This is a genomic window from Nocardiopsis sp. LDBS1602, from assembly GCF_035818715.1.
GTDB lineage: Bacteria > Actinomycetota > Actinomycetes > Streptosporangiales > Streptosporangiaceae > Nocardiopsis > Nocardiopsis alba.
Genome location: NZ_JAYLVW010000003.1, coordinates 20,517 through 40,859, shown reverse-complemented (window position 1 = coordinate 40,859; position 20,343 = coordinate 20,517). Strand labels below are relative to the sequence as shown.

Genomic DNA, 20,343 nt, shown 5'->3' with positions numbered 1-20,343 from the left:
AGTGCCGTCCCAGGGGTGGACTCGACCTTGCCGAGGTCACCCAGGGCCCGAGGCGGCCCTCCCCCTTCCGGTGTCGTCCGTGTCCCCCTCGGGGCGGCCGTTCAGGGGCAGCCGCAACGTGAAGGTCGTGCCCTCCCCGACCGTGCTGTCCGCCGTCACCGAACCACCGTGCAGTTCCACCAGTCCGCGCACGATGGCCAGCCCGAGCCCGCTGCCGCCGGTGCGTCGGTTACGGGACCGGTCCGCGCGCCAGAACCGGTCGAAGACGTGCGGCAGGTCCTCTTCGGCGATGCCGACCCCGGTGTCGGCCACTCGGATCACGACCTGGGAGCCGGCCCGGTGAGCGCCGACGGTGACGGTCCCGCCCTCCGGGGTGTGCCGCAGCGCGTTGCCGACCAGGTTCCCCAGGACCTGGAGCATCCGGGACCGGTCGGCGACGAGGGTCACGTCACGGGCCTCGCCGACCAGGCGCACCCCGGCCTCCTCCGCGCGCAGCCCGTGGCCCGCGATCACCTGGTCGATCAGGGGCGCGACCTCCACGGCCTCCGGGGACAGGCGCAGCCGACCGGCGTCGGCCAGGGCGAGATCCTGGAGATCGTCGATGACCGTCTGGAGCAGCAGGGTCTCCCCCAACAGCATCCTCACGCGTTCCGGATCGGGTTCGACCATGCCGTCCTGGACGGCCTCCAACCAGCCGCGCAGGTTGCTCAGCGGGGTCCGCAACTCGTGCGATACGTCGCTCACCATCGCCTTGCGCTGGTCCTCGGCCCGCTCCAGGTGCTCGGACATCTCGTTGAACGCCTCCGCGAGCCGGCCGATCTCCCCGGAATCGCGAACCCGCACCCGGATCGAGGGCCCAGCGCCCTCCCGCATGCGGTTCACAGCGTCGGTGAGCGCGTGCACGGGGCGCAGCAGGCGGGTCGCCAGGGTCGTGCTCACCACCACGGTCAGCAAGAGCACCAGTAGGACCACGCCACCCAGCCGCAGGGCGCCTTCCCTGGACAACGACAGTCCGGTCTCCGGGCCCTCCGCGGGGTCGTCGATGAACAGCAGGGCGGCGGGCGCGACGTAGGGGTCGAGCTGGGCGCGCCGGGCGGAGTCCAGGCAGGCGGCGGTCTCCCGACTCAACTCGACCCTCGACCACGTCAGGCTCTCGGCACCGGGGGGATCGGAACCCGGGTCGTCCGGCCAGGCCCCGGGGCTCGCCTCCGAAGGCTCTTCGGTCGGGAGCGGATACGACTCGACGGGGGCTTCGTCGTACGGGGGCGCGGGCGGCTCCGGCCGGCCGGACGGGAGCTCCGGGCCGGGGGTGGGTTCGGTGACTCCCCCCATGGGGTCGGTGCCGTCCGGGGCGTCCTCCGGGAGTTCGGCCGTCGGGTCGTCCGGAGCGGCGGGGGGTCGGGCCTCGTCCGGGGCCGGTCCCGGGGAGTCGGGGGGCGTGCCCGTGATCACGAGGCCCCCGGTGCGGCCGTCCATCGCGTAGACCAGGTCCGTTCCGGCGTCGCCGCAGTCGGAGGCGCGCTCGTTCAGGTCGGCCAGTGCCTCCACCTCGCCACCGAACGGACGGTCAAGGGCGGTGAGGCCGCAGCCGGCCCACATGTAGGCGTCCCAATGCTCCGATTCGACCGCGGGACGTCCCGTCGGCCCGGTCACCACATCCGCGGTGACGCCGTAGACCTCCTCCAGGCAGGACGCGCCCTCTTCCGCCCGGGAGCGCAGCGCGCCGCGCTCCTCATCGGTCAGGGTGAAGGGTCCGGTCGCGCGCGGATCGATGCGGTCGCCGTTCCCCGAGACCAGGGTCACGTCCACCGCGAGCGGGTCCACCACGGACGACGTTCGAGCGGGCAGGGGAGGGGTCTCACCCTGGGCCCCCGCGGCCGGGGAGGCGGAGTCGACGATCACCGCACGGCCCTCGGTGGTGAGGACGATCCGGCGCCCGGTCTCCTCCGCCAGGTCGTGGACGCTCTCCGACACCTCCGTCCAGTCCGAGTGCGTGGCCGCGTATCCGACGAGGGTGTCGTGGATGTGGGTGTCCACGGTCAGGGTCTCGCCCTGTTGGTCGGTGATGGATTCCGAGGTCCTCTGTACCGCCAGCCAGGCCGTCGCGGTGATCGAGCAGACCGCCACCAGGGACGATCCCGCCAGCAGCCGGAAGAGAAGCCCGTGCCGTAGGGAGGCCCGTCGCCGTTCCCCGTGAGGTCGGGGAGAGGACCCCTCAACGGACACGGTCGGGCCCCGCCAGCTTGTAGCCGACGCCGTAGACGGTGATCAATCGGACCGGTCGTCGGGGGTCGGGTTCGAGTTTGCGGCGCAGGTTCTTCACGTGGACGTCGATGGTGCGCTTGGTGATGTACCCGCTGATCCCGTGGATGGTCTCCAGGAGTTGGGTTCGGCTCAGTACCCGTCCGGGCCGGACCGCCAGGGCCCGCAACAGTTGGAACTCCACGGGGGTGCACGTCACCGGCTCCCCGTCGACCCGCACCATGTGCCGGGCCGGATCCACGGTGATCGGTCCCGCCTCCAGCACCCGTTCCTCGTCCGGGACCGTCGCACGGGAGCGGCGCAACAGTGTGCGCACCCGCGCCATCAACTCGCGCGGGCTGTACGGCTTGGTGACGTAGTCGTCGGCGCCCAGGTCCAGCCCGGTCAGCAGGTCGTCCTCCGTGGAGCGTGCGGTGAGCAGCAGGACCGCGACGTCGGACTCGGCGCGCAGGACCCTGCACGCCTCCAGTCCGCTCATGACGGGCATCATCACGTCCATCACGATGAGGTCGGGGCGGGCACGGTGGTGCTCGTCCAGCACGGACCGGCCGTCGTGGACCACGCGGACCGTGTGGCCCTCGTGCTCCAGGTATCGCCGGATCAGCTCGGCCTGGTTCACGTCGTCCTCGGCCACCAGGACATGCGCGCACACGTGGAGGGCCTCCGTTCTCCGGTCGGGGAGGGAGGCCCCCCGACGTCCACGATCGTACGACCGCGGACACACGGGGCGAAGGGGGTGTCGGGTGACATCGCAGGTCACCACATGGGACGCACACGGCGGCCACACGGGTTCTTCACATTCCTCGGCCAGTCTTCATGGTGTCCGGTGCGGAGAGGCCCACCGGACCCCCTCGACCGGATGGACCCCATGTTCCGATCCCTGACACCCGGTGGGCCGGCCGGGACGCTTCCCGTCCTGGCCGCCGTCGCCGTCCTGGCCGTCGCCTCCGCCTGCTCGTCTTCGGAGCCCTCGGCGGGGTCCGAGGAGACCGCCGAGGCGCCGGAGCGGGGAGAGGGGGCGACGGGCGGCCGCATCGCCACGGTCCTCGCCGACGAGATCGAGATCCGCTCCGAACCCGACGGCGGCGAGGTGGTGCACACCCTCGCGAGCCCGAACGATTTCGGCGCGGACCGGGTCTTCCTCGTCAGGCGGACCCGGGGCGATTGGCTGGAGGTGCTTCTGCCGGTACGGCCCAACGGTTCCACCGGCTGGATCGAGGCCGACGACGTGGAGGTCACCGTCACCGCCTTCCGCGTGGTGGTCGACATGTCGGAGTTCTCCTTCACCGTGACCGAGGGAGAGGAGGAGCTCCGGACCGGACCGGTCGGTATCGGTACGAGCGACGCCCCGACACCGCCCGGTGAGTACTACTTCACCGAGCTGCTCCGGCCCCCGGACCCCGGAGGGGAGTACGGGGCCTACGCCTTCGGCCTCAGCGGGCACTCCGACACCCTGGAGAGCTTCGCGGGAGGGCCCGGCCAACTCGGCGTGCACGGAACCGACGACGAGTCGGGTCTGGGCGGCGAGGTCAGCCACGGCTGTATCCGGGTGTCCGACGACGACATCACCTGGATGGCCGAACGCCTGCCGATCGGCACCCCGGTCGAGATCACCGAATGACCGCTCAGCGAGCGGACACCCACAAGACCAGAGGTCGATCATGCGAGTGAATTCCCGAACGCTCATCGTCGCCGCCTTGGCGGTGGCCTTCCTCGGCGCCGCCCCGGCGTTCGCCTCGGAGGACGTCCCGGATGTTCCGGCGGTCTCCACCACGGAGGGGCCGGAGGTCCCGACCCCGGCCCCCGAGGTCACGACCCCGGCCACCGACGACCCCACCTTCGAGCCGGAGGATCCCTCCGTCGAGGAACCGAGTCCGGAGTTCCCCGAGGCGGCGCCGTCCGAACCGATCGAGCGGGAGCCCTCCTACACGGGCTGATCCCACCGTCCCGCTCAACGGCCCCGGCCCTTGACGGCCGGGGCCTCATGAGGACCATCGGCCACACGGTTCCCCGTTTCCGGCCGGGTCCGGTCAGGGGCTTGGTGTCGTTCCCGGACGTTCCTACGTTGGTGGGAGAGCCGAGAAGGAGGTCGACGTGCGTCTGAAGATGAAGCCCTACGAGAACCGCCCCGACGAGGACACCGACACCCCGAACGCCCCCGAGGATCGTCCCGAGGAGACCGAGGGCGATCGTCGGGACTGACCGGCCGGCATGAACGTCACGAGGGCCCACCGATCCGTTCGGTGGGCCCTCGGTCGTGTTCCGGAGCGGGGCCCGCCCGCCCCGCGCTCGGTTCAGGCGTCGTGGCGGGCCTTGATGCCCAGCACGATCAGGTCCAGCACCTGGTCGAAGTAGGTGTTCTCCACGGCCAGGGCGTCCGCCTCCGAGACCGCCGAGGCGACGGCCTCCTCGTGCTCCCCCGCCCCGCCGGATCTGGCCACACGCATGGCGACGGCGGACGTGGCGGCGCCGAGGAGCTGGTTCGACACCGCCCGGATCGCGACCGCCCGCTTCTCCTCCTCCCCGCCGAGCGCGGCGAGGGCCTCGATGATCCGCCTCGACAGGGCGACGGCGTTCGGTCCGACGAGGGGACGGGACCCGGCGAACTCGGCGGCCCAGGTGTGCGCGGTCAGGGCCGAATAGAAGCGTTGGGCCGTCTCCTTGAGGGCGACGTCCCAGGGCAGGCCGGCGGAGGGGAGCCGGGAGGCGGCCTCGGCGAGGATCTCGTCCACGGCCAGGTCCACGAGATCCTCTCGGCGGTCCACATGCCAGTAGAGGCTCGTCGCGTGCACCCCGAGTTCGGCGGCGACCTTGCGCATGGTCAGCGCCGAGGCCCCCTCCCGGTCGAGCAACGCGATGGTCGCGGTGACGATGCGTTCCCTGCTGAGGGCCGGTTGCGACCTGCGGCGCCGTTGTGGGCGGTGGAAGACGCTGTCGACGTGCCGGTCGGAGCCTGTTTCGTCCATGTCCGACAGCATACAAGTAATCATACGTTGTAGGTTTCTCTCCAACGGTGTATGTTTCTCGTCATGGTTACCGAGACCCCCTCCACGCACCCCGTTCCCCCTTCCCCCGCTCCCGCCCACTCCCCCGACCCGTCACGGACGACGGCCGTCGACCCCCGAGGCCTCACCGCCTTCCTGGTGATCTCCTTCGCCTTCTCCTGGACCGCCTGGTGGCTGGGCCCCCGCCTCCTCGACGGCGGTGATCCGACCCCGGCCGTCCTGGTCGGCGGCTTCGGCCCGATGGTGGCCGCGATCCTCGTCACCGCCGCCACGAAGGGACGTGCCGGGGTGGGCGCGCTCTTCCGGCGCCACTCGCTCCGACACAGGGGAGGCATCGCCCCCTACGCGATCACGGCGCTCGTCGTCCTGGCCATCGCGGGGTCGGCCGCGCTCCCCGCGTACCTGGGGACGGCCTCGGTCGAGGAGGAGGCCCTGAAAGCGGCGCTGATGACGGTGCCCGTCCAGTTCCTGCTCATCGCGTTGGTCGGCGGCGGCAACGAGGAGCTGGGGTGGCGAGGGTTCGCGCTGCCCCGTCTCCAGGGATCACTCCCCCCGCTCGCCGCCAATGTCGTCCTCGGCGCGATCTGGGCCGTGTGGCACGCCCCTCTGTTCGAGGTGGCCGGCACGATCCAGTCCGAGGTGTACTTCCCCGCCTACGCCCTGCTCTGCGTCGGTCTCACCGTCGTCCTCGGCCACGTCTTCAACTCCGCCCGGGGCGGGGTGCTCGCCGTCGTGGTCGCCCACGCCGCGGTCAACGTCGTCGCCGGACTCAAGGGCATGCTCGTCGGCGATCCGGCCGGTCTGTTCGAGGTCTCCGCGGTGCTCCTCGTCGCGGTGGTCCTCACCCTGGCCACCCGCGGTCGCCTGGGCCTGCGCCGCCCCGCCGACTCCTGAGGGTCGAGGTCAGGCGAGGGACGAGAGCACGCGGTCCATCCCGTATTCGAACCGCTCCTCGAACGATCCTTCGGTCAGGTGCGGGAAGACGCGCACCAACGCGGGATGGGCCCGGACGTCCAACGCCGAGGCCAGACGGTCGGAGAGGGAGCCCTGCTCACGCTCCGCGCCCTGCTCCTCCTGGACCAGACCGAGGGCGAAGTAGATCAGCGTCCAGGCGGTCCAACCCGCGGCCCGCTCGTCGAGACCGCCCTCCAGCAGGGCACCGACGAGCCGGTCGGCGTAGCGCAGGGTGGCCGGTTCGGCGGTGAACGTTCCGGCCACGACCCGTCCGCCGTCGCGATGGGCGAGCATGGCCCTCCGATAGCGGCGGAGCAGTGCGCGCACCGCCTCCTCACCGGGGGAGGGCAGGTCGTCGAGCCGGATCTCGGCGAGGATCGCGTCCGCCATGAGGTCGCGCAACCCGGCCTTGGTCTTGACGTGCCACGAGACGGTGTTCATCCGTACCCCGAGCCGGTCGGCGACGGCGCGAAGGCTGACCGCCTCCAGCCCCTTCTCGTCCAACAACTCCAACGCTGCCCGGACGATCTCGGCCCGACGATCCCTCACCATGACCCGAAAGCCTACGTCATCCGCCGGCTTCGGCCCTGGTCGCGCCGATCCCCACCGCTCTCAGGGCCGCCGGAACACCGGAGGCGTCGCCCGCCCAGGCCACGTGTCCGTCCGGACGTACGAGCGCCGCGTCGACGTCCGTCCACTCTCGACGGCCCTCGGTCGAGGAGACCCGGTGGGCCGGCAGGTCCGGGTCTTCGAGACCGCCCGTGAGGTCGAGCAGGACGAACCCGCCGGAGCGCATGGCCGTGAACAGCCCGCCGGAGTCCGCGAGCGGGAGATCCGGGGCCCTCGTCCCCACGAGCGGGTGCGCGTCCGGCGGGGCCGGGTAGCGGACCTTCAGTCCGGAGAGGCGTCGGGCGAGGTCGTCGGCGAGGGCGGGGACCTCCGAGATCAGCTCGCTCATCAACTCCCGAAGTCTCCGCCCGTCCGGGGAGAAGTCCGTGAGCAGAGCGGTCTGGGCCTGCGTGGCGCGCAGCAGATCGACGCCCACGGGGTGGCGTTCGTCGTGGTAGCCGTCCAGTAGGTCCTCGGGGGCCGTCCCCAGGGCGGTCGAGGCGAGTCGCCAGCCCAGGTTCGCCGCGTCCTGGATCCCCACGTTCATCCCGACACCGCCGGCGGGCATGTGCCGGTGGGCGGCGTCCCCGGCGAGCAGGACCCGGCCCGAGCGATAGCGCTCGGCGATCCGTGCGGCGTTCCCGTACCGGGAGAGCCAGACCGGTGAGTGCGCGCCCCAGTCCCGTCCGGTGACCGCGGTGATCTTGCGCCGTACCTCCTCCAAGGTCGGTTCGCCCGGTCGGTCCTCGCGCACGTCCTCGCGCGCGATGCCCACGAATCTGTAGAGGTCCTCCGACAGGGGCACCCCGAGGACCTGTCCCTCGTCGTTCCAGGCGTCGACGATCGGAGGGTCGGGCCGTTCCGCGACGCGGACGTCGGCCAACCATCCGAGGCAGGTCGAGGAGGTTCCCGGGAAGTCGATGCCCGCCGCCGTGCGCACGATGCCGCGGGTGCCGTCGCACCCGACGACCCACGGCGCGTCGATCCTCTCCCCGTCCTCGGTCAGAACGCGCACCTGGTCCTCGCCGAACTCCAGACCGGACACCGTGACCCCGCGGCGGACGTCGGCGCCCCTCCCTCGGGCGTGCTCCTCCAGGATCCGCTCGGTGCGCTCCTGGGGGATCGCCACGGTGAACGGATGGGGCGAGTCGAGCCCGCGGAAGTCGAGTCGGCTGTCGAGTACGGCGAAGTGCCCGTTCGGTATCCGGGTGCCCTCCGCCAGCAAGGGGTCGAGCACCCCTCGGGAGTCGAACAGTTCGAGTGTGCGCGCGTGGACGGTCAGTGCCCGGGAGTTCGCGTTCCGTTCCGTGCGCCGCTCCAGGACCGTCACCTCGACCCCGCCGTACCTCAGTTCCGCGGCCAGCCACAGGCCCACCGGACCCGCCCCGACGATCACGACCCTCTGATCCATGTTCCGCCCCTTATTGGTTGCTGAACAAGAGATAGTAGGTCACTGATCAAGAAAGGTCGATGGGGGCGCGGCGCCTCGTCGGTCGAGGTGAGCGGTCGAACCGGGTAGACCTGGGAACATGGCGGAAATCGACGATCACATCCGTGTCCGAGGGGCGCGCATCCACAACCTGAGGAACGTGGACGTGTCGCTGCCCCGCGACGCGATGGTGGCCTTCACCGGGGTGTCCGGATCGGGCAAGTCCTCGCTGGCCTTCGGGACCCTCTACGCCGAGGCCCAGCACCGGTACCTGGAGTCCATGGCGCCCTACGCCCGGCGGCTCCTGCGCCAACTCCCGGACCCGGAGGTGGGGTCGATCACCGGTCTGCCGCCTGCGGTGGCGCTGGCCCAGCCCAGGACGAGCCCCTCGGGCCGGTCCACGGTGGGCACGCTCACCATGATCTCCAACTCGTTGCGGATGCTCCTGTCCCGATCCGGAGAGCGCCCACCGGGAGACGAACACCTCGACTCGGACGCCTTCTCCCCCAACACGGCCGTCGGGGCCTGCCCGGTCTGCCACGGCGAGGGCGTCGAACACGAGGTCACCGAGGCCTCCCTGGTCCCGGACCCCTCCCTGAGCATCGCCGACGGGGCGATCGCCTCCTGGCCCGGGGCCTGGCAGGGCAAGAACCTGCGCGACATCCTCGACACCCTCGGATACGACATCCACCGACCCTGGCGGGAACTGCCCGAACGGGAGCGGGAGTGGATCCTGTTCACCGACGAGGAACCCGTGGTGACGGTCCATCCGGTCCGCGAGGCCGGTCGGATCCACCGCCCCTACCAGGGGCGGTACACCAGCGCCCGTCGACTGGTGCTCAAGGCCTACGGCACCTCGGCGAGCGAGGCCCGGCGACGCAAGGCCGCCGAGTTCATGGAGAACCGCACCTGTCGCGAGTGCGGAGGGCTCCGGTTGCGGCGGGAGGCCCTGAGGGTCACCTTCGCGGGATACAACGTCGCCGAACTGGCCCGTCTGTCCTTGACCGACCTGGTCGATCTGCTACGTCCTCACAACGACGACGAGGAAGGGGCCACCGGGGTCCTGACCCGGGACATCACCGGCCGGGCCGAGATCTTGATGGAGCTGGGACTGGGCTATCTGAGCGTGGCCCAGCCCGCCCCCACCCTCTCCCACGGGGAACTACAGCGCATTCGTCTGGCCACCCAGTTGCGCACCGGACTGTTCGGTGTGGTCTACGTCCTCGACGAGCCCTCGGCGGGGCTGCACCCGGCCGACCGCGAGGCGCTCTCCGACATCCTGCGACGGCTGCGCGACGGCGGCAACACCGTCTGCCTGGTGGAGCACAACCTCGACATCGTGCGCGGGGCGGACTGGGTGGTCGACGTCGGCCCCGGGGCCGGTGAGAACGGTGGCCGTGTCCTCTACAGCGGCCCGGTGGAGGGTCTGCGCGACGAGCCGGAGTCGGTGACGCGGCGCTACCTGTTCGAGAACGTCGTTCCCGAGCGTCCTCGACACGAGGCCCGGGGCGTGCTGGAACTACGCGGCGCCGACCGCAACAACCTGCGCGACGTCGACCTCGATCTCCCCTTGGGGGTGTTCACCGCCGTCACCGGGGTGTCCGGGGCGGGCAAGTCCAGCCTGCTGGCGGCGGTGGAGGAACGCGCGTCGGAACGCGGGCGCGTGGTGTGGGTCGACCAGCAGCCCATCGGTCGCACCCCTCGCTCCAACCTGGCCACCTACACGGGTCTGTTCGACACCGTGCGCAGACTCTTCGCCGCCACCGACGAGGCGAAGGAGTACGGCTACGGCGCGGGTCGCTTCTCCTTCAACGTCACGGGCGGACGCTGTCCCACCTGTGAGGGCGAGGGTTTCGTCTCGGTGGAGCTGCTGTTCCTGCCCACCACCTACGCCCCCTGCCCCACCTGTGGCGGCTCCAGGTACAACCCCGACACCCTGCGGGTCCTCTACCGGGGGCGCACCATCGCCGACGTCCTGGCGATGTCGGTCGAGGAGGCGTTGGAGTTCTTCGACGAGGTGCCGGCGGTGCGGCGCTCCCTGGAGACCCTGCGCGCGGTCGGTCTGGGATATCTGCGTCTGGGGCAGTCCGCGACCGAGCTCTCGGGCGGGGAGGCCCAGCGGATCAAGCTCGCGGGCGAACTCCAGCGGCGTCGGGTGGCCGACACGGTCTATCTATTGGACGAACCCACGACGGGGCTGCACCCGTACGACACCGACGTGCTGATGGACCGGCTCCGGGACCTCGTGGAGTCCGGGGCCACGGTGGTCGCGGCCGAGCACGACATGCGGGTGGTGGCCGGCGCCGACCACGTCGTCGACCTGGGGCCGGGCGGGGGCTCCGCGGGCGGTCGGATCGTGGCGGAGGGGACGCCGGAGCGGATCGCGGCCACCTCGGAGAGCCGCACCGGCCGCTACCTGAGGCACCTGCTCTGAGCAGACCACCGCGACGGCACCGCCGGGTCCGCCCACCGTGATCGAGGTGGGTGGACCCGGCCGGCGAGGGTCACCGATGCGAGGGGGCGGCCGGGCGCTCCAACCCCAGATGCCCGCGCAGGGTCTCCGACGCGTACTCGCGGCGGAACAGCCCCCGCTCCTGGAGGACGGGGATCACGTGGTCCACGAAGTCCTCGATCCCTCCCGGCAGGGACGGCGGCATGAGGTTGAAGCCGTCCGCGCCCTCCTCACGCAGCCATACGCCGATCCGGTCGGCGATCTGCTCGGGGGTGCCGGTCATGGTGCAGTGCCCGCCGCCGGCGGCCAGACGTCCGAGCAGCCCGCGCACCGTGGGCCTCTCGGACTCGATGATCCGCAGGATGGTGGCGTAGCGGCCCTTGGGTCCGGTGAACGCCTCCAACGGGGGGAGTTCGGGGACGGGCGCGTCCAGCTCCCAGTCCGAGCAGTCCTGCTCCACGAACAGGCCCAACTGTCGCAACGACTCCTCCACCGGAAGGAGCAGGTCCAGTTCGTTCCGCTTGGCCTCGGCCTCCGCCTCGGTGGAGCCCACGTAGGTGACCAGCCCCGGCATGATCGCCACCGAACGGGGGTCGCGGCCCGCCCGCCGGATCCTCGCCTTGACGTCCCGGTAGTAGTCCTGGGCGCTGGGGAGGTCGTAGGCCACCGAGTAGATCGCCTCGGCGCGACGGGAGGCCAGCGCGCGGCCCTGCTCGGAGGCGCCCGCCTGGAAGAGCACCGGGTGACCCTGGGGCGGGCGCGGTACGTTCAACGGGCCGTCGACCTGGAAGTGCTCCCCCTGGTGGTCGATGGGGCGGACCAGCTCGGGATCGGCGAAGACGCCGTCGCGGTCATGGCGCAGGGCGTCCTCGCCCCAGGAGTCCCACAGCCGCAGCACCACGTCCACGAACTCCTCGGCGCGGGCGTAGCGCTCCCCGTGCTCCGGCATCCTCTCGTAGCCGTGGTTGCGCGCTTCGGTGTCGAACATGGAGGTGACCACGTTCCACCCGATCCGACCGCCGGAGATGTGGTCGAGCGAGGCCAGCATGCGGGCGGCGTGGAAGGGGGTGTAGAAGGTGCTGGAGACGGTGCTGACCAGCCCGATCCGTTCCGTGGCCCGGCTCATCGCGGCCAGTGCGGTCAGGGGCTCGAGGAACCACCACGGCCCTTCGGCCACCTCGCCGGCGGCGTGGCCGTCGGCGAAGAAGACCGCGTCCAGGAGGCCCCGCTCGGCGGTGCGGGCCAGCTCCTCGTAGTAGCGGATGTCCCCGATCCGCTCGGCGGGGGAATCGGGGTGACGCCAGGCCGCCTTGTGGTGGCCGGAGCCGAAGATGAACAGGTTGATGTGCGCCTGACGTTCGATCTCGGACATCAGTCCATCACCAGCCCGCCGTCGACGACCAGGTTCTGTCCGGTGACCGACCGGGCCCAGGGGGAGGCGAAGAACAGGGCGGTGTCGGCGAACTCGGCCGGGGTGGTGACCCGGCGCAGCGGGGTGCCTGAGGCGATCAGGTCGAACACCTCCTCGGGGGTGGCCGAGCTGGCGTCGGTGGTGCGCAGCAGACCGCCCGAGATCATGTTGACGGTGATGCCGTCGGGGCCCAGGTCGTGGGCGAGGGTGCGGGTCAGGGAGAGCAGGGCCGCCTTGGCCGCGGTGTAGTCGTGGTAGGGCACGACCGGGTGCTGGAACAGGTTGGTGCCCACGTTGACGATCCGCCCTCCCCCGGCCCGGCGCATTCCGGGGAGGGCCGCCTGCACGGTGTTCAAGGCGCCCTGGACGGTCCCGCTGAACTGCCGGTCGAGGTCCTGCCACGTCAAGGTGTCGGCGTGCGGTCGAGCGTCGCCGTTGAAGGAGAAGTCGACGAGGGCGTTGTTGACGACGGTGGTGACGGGGGCGCCGAAGCGGCTCTCGGCCTCCTCCACCATCGCGGTGACCTGGTCGCGGTCACGCACATCGGCCCGGACCGCCAGGGCGGTGTCGGGGTGGGTCTCGGCCAGTTCGCGGGCGGCCTCGGCGCTGCTCCGGTGGTTGATCACCACACGAGCCCCTTCGCGCAGGAAGGCCCGGGCCAGATGGGAGCCCAGCCCGCGGGCTCCACCGGTGACGAGGACGACCTGTCGGTCGAGAGGGATCGCCTGTGCGGCTTCGGGGGAGGACATCGGTTCCCTTTCTGTCTGGCGGAGAAGGGAGCCGTGCACAGAGGAGTCACCGCCGGGGGCGGGTGAGTGGACATCCCTTCGCCGGCGTTACCCGGATCAGGTTCGACGGGTGTGATCTCAGCTCGGAACCCCTGTGCGGTCCGAAGCACCCCGTGTCACTGGTGCTCAAGGTAGTCCACCGTCCTTACGAGGACGTGGGGTGGGGTGCGGTACGGCGTCACGGAGTGCGTCGGAACCCGGACTTTCCGACCGACCGTTCGGTAAGGACATGTGTTCTCAACTGCGAAAGTAAGGCCCCGGTGTAGAAAGTGTCGTGCCTCACATGGCATGGTGTTCTGGGGCTCATGAGCATGTCGTCCGTTTTCCCCTTGTACGCCCCGAATACGCGGACGGCGCCTGCCGTGGCCCATCGACGGATCCGGCCCATGCCGGCAGAGAACTACGGAGCAGCAATGGCGACTTCCGACGCCACGACCCCCGAACCGGGTGCCCCTCTCGACCGAAGAGAGAAGCGCAAGGTCCTCGCCGGGACGATGGTCGGTACCACCATCGAGTGGTACGACTTCTTCATCTACGCCCAGGCCGCGGGCCTCGTACTCGCACCGCTCTTCCTGGAACCCCTGTCCGCCAGCAACCCGGGCGTCGCCCAGGTGCTCTCCTTCGCCACCATCGGCATCTCCTTCCTCTTCCGGCCGCTCGGCGCGATCGTCGCCGGCCACCTCGGCGACCGGTTCGGACGCAAGCGGATCCTGGTGGCGACCCTCGTCATGATGGGCGTGGCGACCTTCGTCATCGGCCTGCTGCCCACCTACGCGCAGATCGGCATGGCCGCCCCGATCCTGCTGATCCTGATGCGCATCATCCAGGGCTTCTCCGCCGGCGGCGAGTGGGGCGGGGCCGCCCTGATGTCGGTGGAACACGCTCCGGTGCACAAGAGGGGCTACTTCGGCGCCTACCCGCAGATCGGCGTCCCCTGCGGCATGATCCTCGCGACCTTCGTGGTCTGGGTCATCACCGCGATCATCGGTACCGACGCCTTCCTCGAGTGGGGCTGGCGCATCCCCTTCCTGCTGTCCGTCGTGCTGATCGTCGTCGGCCACCTCATCCGCAAGACGGTCGAGGAGTCCCCGGTCTTCAAGCACATGCAGGCGCGTCGGGCCAAGTCCTCCGCCCCGCTGGGCCGCCTGTTCCGCGAGAACACCCGTGAGGTCGTCCTCTCCGCGCTGATCTTCGTCTCCAACAACGCCGCGGGCTACCTCGTCATCGCCTTCCTCGCCACCTACGCCTCGAGGCCGGTCGAGGACATGGGGCTGGGGATGGAACGCGGCCCGGTCCTGCTGGCGACGACCCTGGCCTCCTTCGGCTGGCTGATCTCGACGCTGTACGGCGGATGGATCTGCGACCGGATCGGCCGGGTGCGGACCTTCCAGATCGGCTACGTGCTGCTCGCCGCCTGGGCGGTGCCGATGTGGTTCCTGGTCGACACCGGCGACGTCCTCCTGTACTTCGTGGGGGTCTTCGTCTTCACGCTGACCTTCGGCCTGAGCTACGGACCCCAGTCCGCCTTGTACGCGGAGATGTTCCCGGCGGAGGTCCGTTATTCGGGCGTCTCGATCGGCTACGCCCTCGGGGCGATCCTGGGCGGGGCCTTCGCCGCGATGATCGCCGAGCTGCTGCTGAACAGCTTCGGCGCCTCGTGGACCATCGGCGTGTACATCGTCGGGCTCTCCGTGATCTCCTTCGCCGCGGTCTCACTGGTGAAGGTCCAGGAGGGCCGGGACCTGCACGCGGACGAGGCCGACCCCGCCACCGCGGGGTAGGCCTCCGGTCGAGGACGGGGCGACGGTTCGTGGGAACGGACCGTCGCCCCGTCCCATGTCGGGGACGGGTCAGCCGACGACGCGACGGACGTGATCGATGACCTCGCCGTTCCACATCATCGAGATGTGCTCCACGCACCCGACCCGGATGTTGTCGGCCCCGGGCAGGGAGGTGCTCTCCGTGGGAGAGATGACGATGTCGCAGGGGGAACGCAGGGTCGTGTACCCGACCGGCCCGGGCGTGGGGTCGCCGGAGTTGAGGTCGGCGAGGAAGTCCGACCCGTGCCTCATCTCGGCGCAAGGGGTGATCGGCGATGGGCACAGGTTCGCGATGTCGGTCCCGTTGTTGGGGCCGCCGATGGAGATCCACTGGTCGACGGTCTCCGTGCCGCCGAGGTTCTTGATGTAGTAGCGCGAGGACAGGCCGCCCATGGAGTGGGTCACCAGGTGCACGCGGTCGACACCGTGCTCGCCGCGCACCTCGTCGATCCGCTCCGAGAGCCGTTCCGCGATGGTGGTGTTGGAACGGGCCCAGTCGTAGGAGAAGACGTGCAGCCGGTCCTCCGGGTAGCCGGAGTCGACGAGGGCGGCCCGCATGTCGTCCCACTGGCCGCCCTTGCCCATGAACCCGTGGACGAAGACGACGGGGGTGTGGGAGTCGGCGCCGGCGGGGGCGGCCTGGAGGGACATTCCGAGGGCGAGGACGAATCCGAGCAGGAGGGAGATCGGGCGTCTCATATGAGCTCCGAGGGTGGGGGAGGCGGGGGATCCCGATTGTGCGCCGCGGACCATGGCGCGCGCATCGGCCGAATCGCCGGTCCCTTTACTCGTTTTTAACCGACGAGTAACTTAAGGGGGTGAACAGCGTGAACCCGCTCACACGTACAGCGCCCCTGTACGGGCGCGACCACGAACTGCTCTCCCTCCGCCACCTGCTCGAATCCGCCCGTTCGGGACGGAGCGGCGGCCTGCTCGTGACGGGGCCTCCCGGCTCCGGCAGGACCGCACTCCTGGAGCGCGCCGTGTCCGAGGCACCCGACTTCACCGTGCTCCACGCCCGCGCGGCGCCGGGCGAGAGCCGGATCCCCCTGGCCGGCCTCCACCAACTCCTGAGGCCCGCGCTCCCCTACCTCCCACGTCTGCCGCACGTCCAACGCGAGACCCTCACCCGCGCCCTGGACACCGGAGAGCCGGGCGGCGACCTCCCCCTGGCCGGCGCGGCCCTGGGGCTGCTCACCGAGGTCGCGGCCCAGAGTCCGCTCCTGCTCCACGTCGACGACTTCCACCTGCTCGACCCGCTCTCCCGGAGGGTCGTGGCCTTCGCCGCCCGCAGACTGACCCACGACGGAGCGGTGGTCCTGCTCAGTGCCGAAGGTCCGGAACCGGGGCTGCTCGCCGGCGTCCCGGCCCTTCGTCTGCGCCCTCTGCCGGAACGGGCCGTTCTGCGCCTGCTGCGCGAGTCGGCCGCGGGGCACGGAGGGCGTGCCGAGGACGGGCCGACCGAACCGGTGGCCTCCGCGCTCGCCGAGGCCGCCGAGGGCAACCCCCGTGCGGCCCTCGAGCTACTGGAGGGGAGCACCCCCGACCAGCGTTCCGGGGCGGTCGCCCTGGAACGACCACCACGCTCTCACGGTGAACTCACCGACGCCTTCGTCGAGCGTCTCCATCGGCTTCCGGAGGAGACCCGACTCGCCCTGGTGCGGGCCGCCGCCGACCCGCACGCCCCCGCGTCGACGGACCCCGACGTCCTCGAACCCGCGCGTCGCGCCGGACTGGTCGTGGAGACGGGGGACCGGACGGTCTTCGCCCATCCACTGGCCCGCTCGGCCGGCTACCACCACGCCTCCCCCGCCGAACGGCGCTCCGCGCACCTGGACCTGGCCCGCGCGCACGAGGACGCCCGGGACACCGGCCGGGCCCTCTGGCATCGCGCGCTCGTCGGGGGCGGCCCGGACGAGAGGGTCGCGGCCTCCCTTCACGCGGAGGCGCACCGCGCCGTCGAGCGGAACGGCCACGCCCCGGCCTCCCTGCTCCACGAACACGCGGCCCGCCTGAGCCTCGATCCGATCCTTCGGGGGAGGCGCCTGGTCGACGCCGCCCGATCCGCCTGGCTGTCCGGTGCTCCGGCCCGGGCCGGGCGGCTCCTCGAACGCGTGCGCTCACTGCCCGTCCGGAGCGACCGGGGGTACGCCGTCCAGGACCACGCCGACCTGCTCCGGGCCGAGATGGACCTGCGCTCGGGGGTGGCCATCGACGCCGTCCAACGGCTCGGCCCGGCCGCCGAACGGCTGGCAAGGAGCGATCCGAGTACGGCCCTGCGGGCCCTGTTGCAGGCGGGCGAGGCCGGATGCCTGTCCGGTGACCACGAGCGTTTCTTCGCCACCGTCGAACGCGCCCGGACCCTCGTCTCCGAGGCCGCGCCCGATGGTGGCCGCGCGAGGCCCTGGGATCGTCTCGTCCTCGACTACATGACGGGGAAGGCCGCCATGTTCCAGGGCCGGCACCGTGAGGGCGCCGAGCTCCTGGAACGGGCCGAGAGGGTCGCGGAGCGGATCGGGGACCCCGAGGCGCTCGTTCTGGGCGGGATCGCCGGCCTGCTCCGAGGCGACCACATGCGCACCCGGTCCCTGGCCGGGCGGGCCGTGACGATCGCGCGCCGGACCGGTGCTCTGGCCCTGGTCCCGCAGGCCCTGGAGTTCCTGACCTACGCGGAGATGTGGTTCGGACGCCTCTCCCTGGCCGAGGAGAGCGCGGCCGAAGGGCTGCGGAGCGCGGTGGGGTCCGGGCAGGACAACTGCGCGAGCCATCACCGGGGCGCGCTCGCCTTCGTCGCCGCCCTTCGGGGTGAGGAGGACGACTGTCGGGAGCACGCGGAGACCGCGCTGGCGCTGGCCGGGGAACACGACGTCGGCCTCCCCGCGGGGCTCGCCTCCTGGGCCCTGGCCCTGCTCGATCTGGGTTCCGGCCGTACGGCGGAGGCGGCGATGCGGTTGCGCTCCCTGGCCCGTTCCGGCCCCGGACGCGGTCACGCGGCGGTGCGGCTGTTGATCACCCCGCACCTGGTGGAGGCGTCGGTACGCGGCGGGGTCGAGGTGCGGGTGCGTCGCGCGGTGGAGACCTTCGCGGGGTGGGCCGAGGCGACCGGCCAGGACACCGCCCGGGCCCAGGTGATGCGCTGCCGGGGTCTGCTCTGCGAGGGAGAGGAGGCGACCGGGTTCTTCGAGAGGGCGCTGGAACTGCACTCCTCCGGTTACTGCGACTTCGAAGAGGCGCGCACCCGGTTGTTGTACGGCGGCCATCTGCGCAGGTCACGCCATCCAGGGCGGGCGCGTGAGCATCTGTACACCGCGATGGAGGCCTTCGAACGGCTGGGGGCCCGGCCGTGGGCGCGTCAGGCCGGACAGGAGCTCCGGGCGGCGCGCGGTGGCACGGCGACGCCTGAGGCGGGCGGATTGGAACGGCTCAGCCCGCAACAGTTGCGGATCGCCCGGCATGTGGCGGGCGGCGCCACCAACCGGGAGGTCGCGGCGCGGCTCTTTCTGAGCACCCGGACGGTCGATCACCACTTGCGCAACATCTACACCAGGCTCGGGATCCGTTCCCGCGTAGAGCTGTCCCGCCTCGTCGGCGGTTGACCGGTGCCGACGACGGGTCCTGAACGGTCCGAACACGGAGGGAGCCGGCCCCCGCCCGGGGCCGGCTCCCTCCGGTGCGTTCGTGTCAGGCGTCGCGGACCTGGTCCTCGCGGTGGACCACCGGGGGCAGGACCGACCAGGGGAAGTTGATCCAGCGGTCGGTGTGCTTCCACACGTACTCGCACTTGATCAGGGACTGGGGCTTTTCGTAGACGACGGCGCTGCGCACCTCGGCGACGTGCTCGGAACAGAAGTCGTGCACGAGTTTGAGGGTCTTGCCGGTGTCGGCGACGTCGTCGGCGACGAGCACCTTCTTGTTGCTCAGGTCCACCACGTTGGGGACCGGGGGCAGCATGACCGGCATGTCCAGGGTGGTGCCGACACCCGTGTAGAACTCGACGTTCATGACGTGCAGGTTCTTGACGTCCAGGGCGTAGCCCAGGCCGCCGGCGACGAACAGGCCGCCGCGGGCGATGGACAGGATGATGTCGGGCTCGTACCCGTCGTCGGCGATCGCCTGTGCCATCTCGCGCATCGCGGTGCCGAAGAGCTCATAGCTCAGGTTCTCGCGCTCGTCGCTCACGGTCTTGTCTCCCCCTGATGTCCCTGCGGTGTCCGATGTGCGCGGCGCCTCGCAGGTCAGGCCGCTCGCGGCACCGACCCATGCTAACGACGCCCCCGCACCTCTCCGAGGCGCGGTGCCCCTCCCGAAGGCCGGACCGGGTCGGGTCGAGAAGAGGGTCACTCGGGTGTGAGGTGTAGGCCACATGTCCACGCGAAGTGGTGTCCCAGGTCACATATGTGGACACTCGGCCCGAAAACTCTGATCGATTTGCGACATTTTCTCGATTCTGACCGGTTTGTGGCGAACAGATGGTCGCGAACAGCACCATGTCTGCATACAGATCTTCCGCGCCCAGGAGGTTGCAGCATGGCGGAACATCAGGCCCTACTCCCCTCCGAGGAACCCCTTCGACTGCTCGACGAGTCGGGCTCACGGGTCGACGGCTCCGGCCTCCCCATGCCCGACACCCGACGCCTTCTGGAGGTGTACGGCTCCCTGGTGACGGCGCGCCGGGTCAACGACCAGGCAGGCGCCCTCGTCCGCCAGGGACGCCTCGCCGTCTATCCCTCCTCGCACGGCCAGGAGGCCTGCCAGGTCGGGGCCGCTCTCGCCCTCTCCGACGGCGACTGGCTCTTCCCGACCTACCGCGACACCGCCGCCGTCATCGCGCGCGGAGTCGACCCGATCGAGGTCCTCACCCTCCTCCAAGGCGACTGGCACGCGGGCTACGACCCCTACGAGCGCAAGGTCGCGCCCCAGGCGACCCCGCTGGCCACCCAGCTCCTGCACGCCGTCGGCGTCGCCCACGCGGCCAGGCTCAAGGGAGAGGACACCGTCGTCATGGCGCTGTGCGGCGACGGCGCCACCAGTGAGGGCGATTTCCACGAGGCCCTGAACTTCGCCGCCGTCTTCCGGGCACCGGTCGTGTTCTTCGTGCAGAACAACGAGTACGCGATCTCGGTCCCCCTCGCCCGACAGAGCGCGGCCCCCTCCCTGGCGCACAAGGGCGTCGGCTACGGGGTCCCCGGCGAACGGGTGGACGGCAACGACCCGGCCGCGGTCCTGGCCGTCCTGGAACGGGCGGTCGCGGACGCCCGAGCGGGGGGAGGCCCCCGCCTGATCGAGGCGCACACCTACCGGATCCAGGCGCACACCAACGCCGACGACGACACCCGCTATCGGAGCGGGGACGAGGTCGACCCCTGGGTCGCGCGCGACCCCCTGACCCGCCTGGAGAAGCACCTCAAGCGCAAGAGGGCCCTCACCAAGGCACGCCGGACCGAGATCACCGAGGCCGCCGAGGCCGTCGCCGCGTACATGCGCGAGGGCGTCGTCGAAGGGGCCGAACCCGAGCCCGCCGAACTGTTCGCGCACGTGTTCTCCGAGCCCACCCCCCAACTGGCCGAGCAGGCCGCCTTCCTGGCCGAGGAACTGAGCAGAGAGGGTCTGTGA

At 71.0% G+C, this 20,343-nt stretch carries 16 protein-coding genes and 1 riboswitch; of the genes, 7 read left to right on the top strand and 9 right to left on the bottom strand.

Annotation, left to right across the window (positions count from 1 at the left end):
- Positions 1-36: 36 nt before the first annotated feature.
- Positions 37-2,226 carry a sensor histidine kinase gene (locus tag U9J66_RS12260; protein WP_326337724.1) on the bottom strand — a complete coding sequence of 730 codons (2,190 nt, stop codon included), beginning with the start codon at positions 2,224-2,226 and terminating at the stop codon, positions 37-39.
- On the bottom strand, positions 2,216-2,914 hold the full coding sequence (locus U9J66_RS12255) for a response regulator transcription factor (protein WP_161110940.1): 699 nt from the start codon (positions 2,912-2,914) through the stop codon (positions 2,216-2,218). The genes U9J66_RS12260 and U9J66_RS12255 overlap by 11 nt, the downstream gene beginning before the upstream one ends.
- Before the next feature lie 207 nt (positions 2,915-3,121).
- Here U9J66_RS12255 and U9J66_RS12250 point away from each other — a divergent pair, with 207 nt between their 5' ends.
- Positions 3,122-3,883 carry a L,D-transpeptidase family protein gene (locus U9J66_RS12250; protein WP_326337723.1) on the top strand — a complete coding sequence of 254 codons (762 nt, stop codon included), beginning with the start codon at positions 3,122-3,124 and terminating at the stop codon, positions 3,881-3,883.
- A 40-nt stretch (positions 3,884-3,923) separates the two neighbouring features.
- Complete coding sequence (locus tag U9J66_RS12245; RefSeq protein ID WP_159068804.1) at positions 3,924-4,199, top strand: hypothetical protein; 276 nt, start codon at positions 3,924-3,926, stop codon at positions 4,197-4,199.
- Positions 4,200-4,556: 357 nt separating this feature from the next.
- On the opposite strand, the gene U9J66_RS12240 is transcribed toward U9J66_RS12245, so the two are convergent.
- Positions 4,557-5,240, bottom strand: a complete 684-nt coding sequence (locus tag U9J66_RS12240; protein ID WP_042284560.1) for a TetR family transcriptional regulator — start codon at positions 5,238-5,240, stop codon at positions 4,557-4,559.
- Between the two features lie 39 nt (positions 5,241-5,279).
- Between U9J66_RS12240 and U9J66_RS12235 the strand changes: the two genes are divergently transcribed.
- Positions 5,280-6,161: a CPBP family intramembrane glutamic endopeptidase gene (locus U9J66_RS12235; RefSeq protein WP_326337722.1), complete on the top strand. Its 882-nt coding sequence runs from the start codon at positions 5,280-5,282 to the stop codon at positions 6,159-6,161.
- Between the two features lie 9 nt (positions 6,162-6,170).
- On the opposite strand, the gene U9J66_RS12230 is transcribed toward U9J66_RS12235, so the two are convergent.
- Together U9J66_RS12230 and U9J66_RS12225 are read right to left on the bottom strand one after the other, a co-directional pair.
- Complete coding sequence (locus tag U9J66_RS12230) at positions 6,171-6,773, bottom strand: TetR/AcrR family transcriptional regulator C-terminal domain-containing protein (RefSeq protein WP_326337721.1); 603 nt, start codon at positions 6,771-6,773, stop codon at positions 6,171-6,173.
- 16 nt (positions 6,774-6,789) lie between these two features.
- Positions 6,790-8,241: an FAD-dependent monooxygenase gene (locus tag U9J66_RS12225; RefSeq protein WP_326337720.1), complete on the bottom strand. Its 1,452-nt coding sequence runs from the start codon at positions 8,239-8,241 to the stop codon at positions 6,790-6,792.
- Positions 8,242-8,359: 118 nt separating this feature from the next.
- Here U9J66_RS12225 and U9J66_RS12220 point away from each other — a divergent pair, with 118 nt between their 5' ends.
- Positions 8,360-10,693, top strand: a complete 2,334-nt coding sequence (locus U9J66_RS12220; protein WP_017536106.1) for an ATP-binding cassette domain-containing protein — start codon at positions 8,360-8,362, stop codon at positions 10,691-10,693.
- A 70-nt stretch (positions 10,694-10,763) separates the two neighbouring features.
- Here U9J66_RS12220 and U9J66_RS12215 read toward each other — a convergent pair whose 3' ends face one another.
- Entirely contained in the window at positions 10,764-12,083 is a 1,320-nt protein-coding gene (locus U9J66_RS12215) for an LLM class flavin-dependent oxidoreductase (RefSeq protein ID WP_326337719.1), read from the bottom strand.
- Positions 12,083-12,871, bottom strand: coding sequence for a 3-oxoacyl-ACP reductase (locus U9J66_RS12210; protein ID WP_017536108.1), 789 nt, complete (start codon positions 12,869-12,871; stop codon positions 12,083-12,085). Before U9J66_RS12210 ends, U9J66_RS12215 begins: the two co-directional genes overlap by 1 nt.
- A gap of 56 nt (positions 12,872-12,927) precedes the next feature.
- Positions 12,928-13,034: riboswitch (TPP riboswitch) on the bottom strand.
- Between the two features lie 289 nt (positions 13,035-13,323).
- Here U9J66_RS12210 and U9J66_RS12205 point away from each other — a divergent pair.
- Entirely contained in the window at positions 13,324-14,691 is a 1,368-nt protein-coding gene (locus U9J66_RS12205) for an MFS transporter (protein ID WP_042284549.1), read from the top strand.
- A gap of 69 nt (positions 14,692-14,760) precedes the next feature.
- Here U9J66_RS12205 and U9J66_RS12200 read toward each other — a convergent pair whose 3' ends face one another.
- On the bottom strand, positions 14,761-15,429 hold the full coding sequence (locus tag U9J66_RS12200) for an esterase/lipase family protein (RefSeq protein WP_014911450.1): 669 nt from the start codon (positions 15,427-15,429) through the stop codon (positions 14,761-14,763).
- Between the two features lie 119 nt (positions 15,430-15,548).
- Here U9J66_RS12200 and U9J66_RS12195 point away from each other — a divergent pair, with 119 nt between their 5' ends.
- Complete coding sequence (locus U9J66_RS12195; protein WP_042284546.1) at positions 15,549-18,326, top strand: AAA family ATPase; 2,778 nt, start codon at positions 15,549-15,551, stop codon at positions 18,324-18,326.
- An 85-nt stretch (positions 18,327-18,411) separates the two neighbouring features.
- Here U9J66_RS12195 and U9J66_RS12190 read toward each other — a convergent pair whose 3' ends face one another.
- The gene (locus tag U9J66_RS12190; RefSeq protein ID WP_017536110.1) at positions 18,412-18,909 is read right to left on the bottom strand and encodes a phosphoribosyltransferase; all 498 of its coding nucleotides are present in this window, start codon (positions 18,907-18,909) and stop codon (positions 18,412-18,414) included.
- A 348-nt stretch (positions 18,910-19,257) separates the two neighbouring features.
- Here U9J66_RS12190 and pdhA point away from each other — a divergent pair, with 348 nt between their 5' ends.
- Entirely contained in the window at positions 19,258-20,343 is a 1,086-nt protein-coding gene (gene pdhA, locus U9J66_RS12185) for a pyruvate dehydrogenase (acetyl-transferring) E1 component subunit alpha (protein ID WP_014913225.1), read from the top strand.